The organism is Novosphingobium resinovorum (assembly GCF_036352595.1).
Lineage (GTDB): Bacteria > Pseudomonadota > Alphaproteobacteria > Sphingomonadales > Sphingomonadaceae > Novosphingobium > Novosphingobium resinovorum_B.
Genome location: NZ_JAZFAX010000001.1, coordinates 598,152 through 605,695, shown reverse-complemented (window position 1 = coordinate 605,695; position 7,544 = coordinate 598,152). Strand labels below are relative to the sequence as shown.

At 64.3% G+C, this 7,544-nt stretch carries 5 protein-coding genes and 1 pseudogene; all 6 read right to left on the bottom strand.

All coding sequences use genetic code 11. The features are described 5' to 3' along the window. Positions 1-94: 94 nt before the first annotated feature. The 6 genes and pseudogenes from fabI to V2S85_RS02950 all read right to left on the bottom strand — a co-directional run bounded on the left by fabI (position 95) and on the right by V2S85_RS02950 (position 7,481). Positions 95-862 (bottom strand): enoyl-ACP reductase FabI, encoded by a 768-nt coding sequence (fabI, locus tag V2S85_RS02975; protein ID WP_330701371.1) that lies wholly within the window; start codon positions 860-862, stop codon positions 95-97. Beyond that, complete coding sequence (locus tag V2S85_RS02970) at positions 859-1,998, bottom strand: acetate/propionate family kinase (protein ID WP_330701370.1); 1,140 nt, start codon at positions 1,996-1,998, stop codon at positions 859-861. The genes fabI and V2S85_RS02970 overlap by 4 nt, the downstream gene beginning before the upstream one ends. Beyond that, a pseudogene (locus tag V2S85_RS02965) lies at positions 1,995-2,909 on the bottom strand (bifunctional enoyl-CoA hydratase/phosphate acetyltransferase); the annotation flags it as partial. The gene V2S85_RS02970 and the pseudogene V2S85_RS02965, both read right to left, overlap by 4 nt. Positions 2,910-2,931: 22 nt before the next feature. Further along, a complete protein-coding gene (locus V2S85_RS02960; RefSeq protein WP_330701369.1) occupies positions 2,932-4,050 on the bottom strand; it encodes an alpha/beta fold hydrolase in 1,119 nt (372 codons plus the stop codon). 75 nt (positions 4,051-4,125) lie between these two features. Continuing rightward, positions 4,126-6,495, bottom strand: a complete 2,370-nt coding sequence (locus tag V2S85_RS02955) for a mechanosensitive ion channel family protein (RefSeq protein ID WP_330701368.1) — start codon at positions 6,493-6,495, stop codon at positions 4,126-4,128. After that, positions 6,492-7,481 (bottom strand): L,D-transpeptidase family protein, encoded by a 990-nt coding sequence (locus V2S85_RS02950; RefSeq protein WP_330701367.1) that lies wholly within the window; start codon positions 7,479-7,481, stop codon positions 6,492-6,494. Before V2S85_RS02950 ends, V2S85_RS02955 begins: the two co-directional genes overlap by 4 nt. Positions 7,482-7,544 lie beyond the last annotated feature (63 nt).

The window sequence follows — 7,544 nt, the reverse complement described above, 5'->3', positions numbered from 1 at the left end:
CAATATAAACGCCGGGCAAACCATGTTCGAAATAAGCAACATCGTCACCGCTGCTTGATTACCAAAATTACATCGCCAAACCTGCCGCGGCGGTTCAACCGCAACGTGGAGGATTTTTACCGCTTACGTTGTATCCGGCATCGACGTAGATCGTCTGTCCGGTGATCGTCGGCGCGCGGGGTGAGAGGAGGAATGCAGCCATCTCGCCCACCTGCTCGATGGTGACGAGCTGGTGCATCGGCGCGGTCTCGGCGGCCTTCGCCATGAGATCGTCGAAGTGCGACAGGCCCGACGCGGCGCGGGTGCGCACCGGGCCGGTGGAGAGCGCGTTGACGCGCACGCCCGAAGGGCCGAGTTCGGCGGCAAGGTAGCGCACACTCGCCTCCAGCGCGGCCTTGACCGGCCCCATGATGCCGTAGCCGGGGATGACTTTCTCCGATCCGTAGAAGCTCATCGTCAGGATCGAACCGCCGTTCTTCATCAGCGGTGCGGCGCGCGCGGCGAGGCGGATGAGCGAATGGCACGAGACGTCCATGGCGGTCGAGAAGCCGGCGCCTGAGGAGTCCAGCACGCGGCCCTGAAGATCTTCCTTCGGCGCGAAGGCGATCGAATGGAGCAGGAAATCGAGGTTGCCCCATTCCGTCGCGATAGCATCGAACATGGCGTCGACCTCTTCGGGCCGCGTCACATCGAGAGGCAGGAAGATCGGCGCTTCCACTGCCTGCGCCAGCGGCTCGACATGCGGGCGCGCCTTGTCGTTGAGATAGGTGAGCGCAAGCGTCGCGCCCTGATTGTGCAGAGCCGAGGCGCAGCCCCAGGCGAGTGACTGGTCGTTGGCGAGACCGACGATGAGGCCCTTCATGGCATTAACTCCAACCGGGTTTCCAGCAATTCGCGGGCGTGGATCGCCATCATGCGCTCCTCGTTGGCGGGAATGACGAGGCTCTCGACGGGGCCGAGGAAGCCGATGCGGTCGAGGACGGCGCCGCGCAGGCCCGGGGCGTTTTCGCCGATGCCGCCGGTGAAGACGACCGCGTCGATCCCGCCCATCGCCACCGCCATCGCGCCGACATACTGCGCAACGCGGTACGTGAAGCAGTCGAGCGCGAAGGCGGCGCGCGGATCGTCGCTGGCGACGAGCGTGGCGACGTCGTTGGTCAGGCCCGACAAGCCCTTGAGGCCGGAGTCCTCGTAAAGCATGTGGTCGAGCGCGTCTGCGTCAAGGCCGAAGCGGCGCATCATGTACGTCACCGCGCCTGCATCCAGCGCGCCGCTGCGACTGCCCATCGGCAGGCCGTCGAGCGCGCTCATGCCCATCGTGGTGTCGAGGCTGCGCCCGCCGCGAAGCGCGCAGAGGCTGGCGCCGTTGCCGAGATGGGCGGCTACGACGCGCCCTGCGGCAAGGTCCGGCCGCTGCTCGGCCAGCATGCGTGCGATCCATTCGTAGGAGATGCCGTGGAAGCCGTAGCGCCGCACCCCCGCATCGCGCATCGCTTGCGGAAGGGCGAAGCTGTGGACCACTTCGGAATGCCCGGCGTGGAAGGCGGTGTCGAAGCAGGCGATGTCCTGCGCATCGGGCGCGAGGCGGCCGGACGCGGCGATGCCGGCAAGGTTGTAGGGCTGGTGCAGCGGGGCCAACGGGCAGAGGGTCTGCAGTTCGGCCATGACTTCCGGCGTGACGATGACGGGCGCGGTGAAGGTCGCGCCGCCGTGGACGATGCGATGGGCGAAGGCGTCGATGCGCCAGTCGTCGTCATGTGCATCGATGCAGGCGATCACGGCGGCGAGGGCGGCCTCCTGATCGGCGCCGGGCAGTTCCTGCGCGATCTGTGCGCCAGTCCCGGTGACTTTCGCGTTCATGCGGCAGTCGGTGCCGATGCCCGTGACTTTGCCGGACATCAGCAGGTCGAGACTGTCACGCGCGAAGATACGGAACTTGAGGCTCGACGATCCGGTGTTGAGGGTGGCGATTGCGGGAGTAACCGGCGCCGCGATCACAGGATCGCGCCCGAGGTCCGCGCTTGCGCCAGCAGCACGGCGATGGCGCAGGAGAGCAGGCGTGCCCGCTCGCTGTCGGCGCGGCTGGTCAGCATGACCGGCACCCGCGCGCCCAGCACGATCCCGGCGGCTTCCGCCCCGCCGAGGAAGCTGAGCTGCTTGGCCAGCATGTTGCCCGCCTCGATGTCCGGCACGACGAGGATGTCGGCTTCGCCCGCGACCGGGGAGACGATGCCCTTCTCCCGCGCGGCCTCGGGCGAAACGGCATTGTCGAAGGCGAGCGGCCCGTCGATCACGCAGTCGGCGATCTGCCCGCGGTCGGCCATCTTGCACAGCGCGGCGGCGTCCAGCGTCGCCTGCATGCGCGGGTTCACCGTCTCGACGGCGGCGAGCACCGCAACCCTGGGCTTCGCCTGCGCGTCGAACAGCACCCGCCACAAGTCCACCGCGCTTTGTACGATGTCGGCTTTGGCGGGAAGGTCGGGTGCGATGTTGACGGCGGCATCGGTGATGATGAACGGCTTGGGGTAGCTCGCGATGCTCATGACGTAGGCATGCGAGAGCCGCCGTTCGGTGCGCAGGCCGGCCTCGGGCTTGAGGATCGCGCCGAGGAGTTCGTCGGTATGGAGCGAGCCTTTCATGATCGCAGCCACCTTGCCGGTGCCTGCCAGCATCGCGGCCTGTGTGGCGGCTTCGTGGCTGTGTTCGGTATCGATGATGGGCCATTGAGTGCCTTTGAGTGCCGCCTGGTGCACGGCTTCCTCGATGCGCGAACGCGGCCCGATCAGCACCGGAGCGATGAGCCCGCGCCGTGCCGCATCGGCCGCCGCCTCGATCGCGACGGCGGTGACGGGATGGACTACGGCGGTCGGAATCGGCGGAAATCCGACACATCGGGCCAGTAATCGCTCGGTCGCCTGGGTGATGGGGGCCTCAGTCATGCGCGAGAATCCAGCGCGCGATCTCCGGCCAGGCATCGGCCAGCGTGCGATGCCCCATGAACAGCCCGATATGCCCGCCGGGAACCAGCCTGCTCTCGATCAGACCGGAGTCCGTGCCGAACAGGTCGCGGGCGCGGAAAACCTGCTCGGAGGTGGTGATATCGTCTTCCTCGCCCGCCAGCAGGTAGGTGGGTATGGTTATGTCCTTCAGGTCCAGCGTGCGCCCGAGCGCGCTAAAAGTGCCGTTGGCGAGCCGGTTTTCCTTGAACAGCTGACTGATCGCCTGGAGGTAATAGCGCCCCGGCAGATCCAGCGGGTTCTCGTACCAGCTGGCGAATTTCTCGGTGCGGGCGATGTAGTTGCGATCCTCGATGTTGCGGTAGAGCACCTCGAACTTCTCGACGTACTGCTTGTCGGGATGCATGTTCTTCCAGCCCGTCAGCATGAAATCGCCGGGCATGTTGCCGCCGCCTGCGCCGACCATTTTTTCATAGACCGACATCGGCATGGCATGGGCAAGCTCGCGGATCGGTCCGTGTCCTGCGTCGGTATCGATGGGCGATCCGGCGAGGGTCAGGCTCTTCACCTTGCCCGGAAAGCGCGCGGCCATCATCGTGCTGAGCCATCCGCCCTGGCACAGTCCGACGAGATGGACCTTTCCGCCAAGATCATCGACTGCGACGTTGAGCTGTTCGAGGTAGGTGTCGATGTCGAAGTAGCGCATTTCCGCCGTTGCGGGCTTCCAGTCCGTCGCGAAGACGTTGGAGATGCCGCTTGCCATCAGCGTCTGCACGAGGCTCTGGCCCTCGGCGTAGTCGGCGATTGTGGAACTGTGCCCGGCGAAGGGCGCATCGATCAGGACCGGCGTTCCGCTGGCGCCTTCTCCACCGAACTCCCGCAACCGCATGGTCGCCAGATCGAGGCGCACGATGTTCGCCGTGGCCCATTCCGGCTCGGGCGGATGCTCGATGCGGCCCGCCTCGACCGCGAAGTCGAGGTTGCGCTGCATCGTCTCGACGGCCTGTTCGCCAAGCGTCAGCGCCGCTGCAAAGGGCCAGAAGAACGGAACGCTGTGTTCGTGATCGGCGGATGCTTCGACGGGCAAGGTCATGAATGCGTCATCCTGTCTTCGCCTCAAGATGCTGAAACGGATAGTGGGCGCGACGGTAATTGATGTGACAGCCGGTCACAAATCCTTTGCTCCCTGAGCGTCTCGGACTTCATGGATCCACAATTCGCGTTGGGGGAACGGAATGGAGATGCCAGCGTCGCCCAGCGCCTTGACGATCGCGAAGTAGAGATCGGATCGCACGGTCAGGCGCTGGTTCACGTCGCCCACGAAGCACAGCAGATTGAGGTTGATGGCATTGTCGCCCAAGGTGTCGATCACGACGCGAGGGGGAGGATCGCCCAGCACCTTCTCGTGCGATACCGCTATGTCGCCGAGCAGCGTGCGCACCTTTTCCAGGTCGGAACCGTAAGCGACGCCTACCGGCAGCACGATCCGTCCCTCGCTGTCGCCATAAGTCAGGTTCTTGACGCTACCGGCCACCAGTTCGTTGTTGGGGATGATGACTTCGTGGCGATCGGCCGTTTCGATATGCGTCGAGCGGAACGCGACCTTGCGGACATGGCCGGAATAACCTGCGACCTCGATCCAGTCGCCTTCCTTTATCGGCCTTTCTATGAGCAGGATAATACCGCTGACGAAGTTCGCGACGACCGACTGCAGGCCGAAGCCGATGCCGACGGACAAGGCCCCGGCGATGAATGCAAGGCTCGAAAGGTCGAGCCCTGCAGCCGTGATCGCGACCAGCGCTGAGAGCGTAAGTCCGAGATAGCCGATACCGGTCAGGATCGCACTGCGGGCGCCTACGTCTACCCGAAGCCGGTCCAGAACCGCGAAATGAATGATGCGCTGGATCCAGCGGGTCAGGATATAACCGAAGAGGAACACCAGCCCGAACGTCATAACGCTGCCGAACGATATCCGCACGTCGCCGAGCGCCACGCCATTCTTGAGCGCCAGGATCCAGTCGATGACCCGTTCGCCACTGACGCCCCACATAAGCGCAATCAACGGCAGCGTGACGAGCAGCAACACAAATCCGAAGACCAGCGGCAGCACCTGCATGTAGCGCGATTGAGGCTGGCCGGGTGCCAGGAACAGCAGGCCAGACGCTTCGGTCAGGGACCGGAAAAGAAACAACGCCGTCGAGGCCGTGGCGAACGACATCAGCGTCGATATGAGCAGATACTGCGACAGCTTGGCATAGCCGGTGATCCCCGCAAGCACGGCCAGAATGGCAATGGCTCTGAGGAACAGCACGATTGAGGACAGCAGGTCGCCGCGATGCGATCTTTCGGTCGATCCGGGCTCTGCACCCGGCGCCGCTTCTCTTCCGGGCTGCCCAAGCCGCAGGAGTGCAGTCAGTCGCCAGATGCACACGGCCCCGAACCCGACAATTGCCAGCGAGAGGAGGGCATCGAGCGCCGGGGCACTGCCGGGTAGAAATCGGACATCCTGCCGCAGGGTATTCGCTGCAAGAGTGCCGCCGAGCAGCGCCATCAGACCGACCGCAAAACCGGTTCTGCCAGGCGGGAGGGTGGCAAGCTGGCCGGGCGGAAAGGCCGGTTCAAAAATGCTGTGACCCAGCCAGCGGGCAAAGATGACCGTCATGCCTGCCAGCGTCACTCTTCCACCGATCGCTGCGAGTACCGGCAACTGGTCGGACATGCTCCGCAGGATCAGATGGACGAACAGCAGCGCCAGTGTCGGAGCGGCAATGTCGACGAGATCACGCAGGAACGCAAACCCAAGCCGTTTCGCCGGTGAAGTCGATGCCTGGGCACGCTGATCGATCATCACGCGGGTTCGGCGCCGAAACCGGAACGCCAGCCACAATGCGGCGATCCCCGCTGCGCAGGCGAAAAGAATCCGCGCCGCAGCGGAAAAAGCGTCGCCAGACGGAACTGCCGTGGGGAGCACCGTAGACAGTTGCGCCCCGGCGGCTTGCCATGTTTGCGGCAAGAGTGCCGAATTGCGGTTCGCAAACAGGTCTCGGCGACGCTGGTGGAGCAGGATTTCATCAATGTCCGAGATGAGCACGCTCGATCGGGCATGGAAATCGAGGGCTGCCATGGCGGGTGCCTGGCCTGCGGCCAATTCGGCGTTGAGCGATGCTCGCCGTGTTCGCATCCAGTCGGGCTCCGGCTGTCCTTTTGGTGCGGCGCCGAGTTCCCTGAGCTTGGCTGCCGCTATCCGGCCGCCAAGGGTCGCGTGCGATGTCTGTTCCAGCACCTGCTCGCGCTGCATGGTCAATTGCAGGCGCAGTTCTTCCCATTGCTCCGATGTGATCCGGTCGCGTCGTTGGGGTGGAAGCTGGAGCAGCGTTTCGGCCCGCGCTGCCGTCTTATCCCAGGCCTGTACTGTGCTGTCCGCCTTCTCGGCCAGGGCTGGCCATGCAAGCAGAAGCCAGAGTGCCGCCATCAGGGAGGCGGCAATACGGAAAAGAGCGACCCTCTCCGCTGATGCATGCGGGTCGCCGGGCATCATGGCTGGGGCACGACCGCATCCATGATCGTCAGCCTCTCGAGCGGTTTGGCGCCGACCCGCGAATCCGTGACGAGGATCGTTGATCCAGGCTTCAACTGGGCTTTGACCAGTTCGTAGAAGGCCCTCGGCATGCGAACCCGGTTGACGATGGCTTCATCGACTTCCTTGCCTTCGTCGCCCTCATGCCCGTTCATGCCGACATAGACCCAGTGAGGCTTGCCCTGCCGCATTGTCAGGGTGATGACGTGAGAGCCGGGATCGTCGTCGTTCACCTGCGCAGCGCTGCGCCCGATCTCCGTCCCGTTGCGCAGGATGACGACCCGCTGATCGGATTTCGAGACAATGATGCTGAGCGGACCTTGGTCCGCTGCCTCCGGCGTCCAGCGGTACTCCTTTCCTTCAAGGGGCAGCGCATCCCGAGCGCGGCCAACCATGTCGAACGGCGCGAGCAGGCTGTTGTCGCTGGTTCGCACATGGTTGGCCGGATCGCCCTCGACGACCACCGTGACGCCGAGGCTGGTTATCCCGAACAGTTCGCGGGCGAACTCGAACGGAAGATGCACGCATCCATGGCTCTCGGGATAGCCAGGCAGTCCACCGGCATGGAGTGCGACGCCATCCCAGGTGAGGCGCTGCTGGAACGGCATCGGCGCACTGTTGTATTTGCTCGACCGATGATTGGCATCCTTCTGAAGGATGGTGAATACGCCCGTCGGCGTCTCGTGCCCGGCCTTGCCGGTCGATACGGTCGTCGCGGCAATGCGGACCCCATTGCGGTAGACAATGGCGATCTGGCGAGAGAGATCGACGTAGATCAGGACCGGTCCGCTGGGCGCAACTTGCGGCGCCCAGACCCATTGGCCGGGCTGGAGATGCTCGATCACGCGGGCGAATTCCGGAGGCGAACTGGCCTTGGTGCCCTGTGCCTGAGCCGGAAGTGCCAACATGCATGCCAGCCCCGCAGAAACAATGCCGAACGATCTCATGCCTTCCCCAAGCAACTTCCCGATTGGAACTCTCTGCAACGTAAATCAGGAATAGACTGGGCA

What these genes read in the sequence shown, in the direction of transcription:
- V2S85_RS02960 (WP_330701369.1), bottom strand. Translation starts at nt 4,050, where the DNA reads ATGACCTTGCCCGTCGAAGCATCCGCCGATCACGAACACAGCGTTCCG.
- fabI (WP_330701371.1), bottom strand. Translation starts at nt 862, where the DNA reads ATGAAGGGCCTCATCGTCGGTCTCGCCAACGACCAGTCACTCGCCTGG.
- V2S85_RS02955 (WP_330701368.1), bottom strand. Translation starts at nt 6,495, where the DNA reads ATGATGCCCGGCGACCCGCATGCATCAGCGGAGAGGGTCGCTCTTTTC.
- V2S85_RS02950 (WP_330701367.1), bottom strand. Translation starts at nt 7,481, where the DNA reads ATGAGATCGTTCGGCATTGTTTCTGCGGGGCTGGCATGCATGTTGGCA.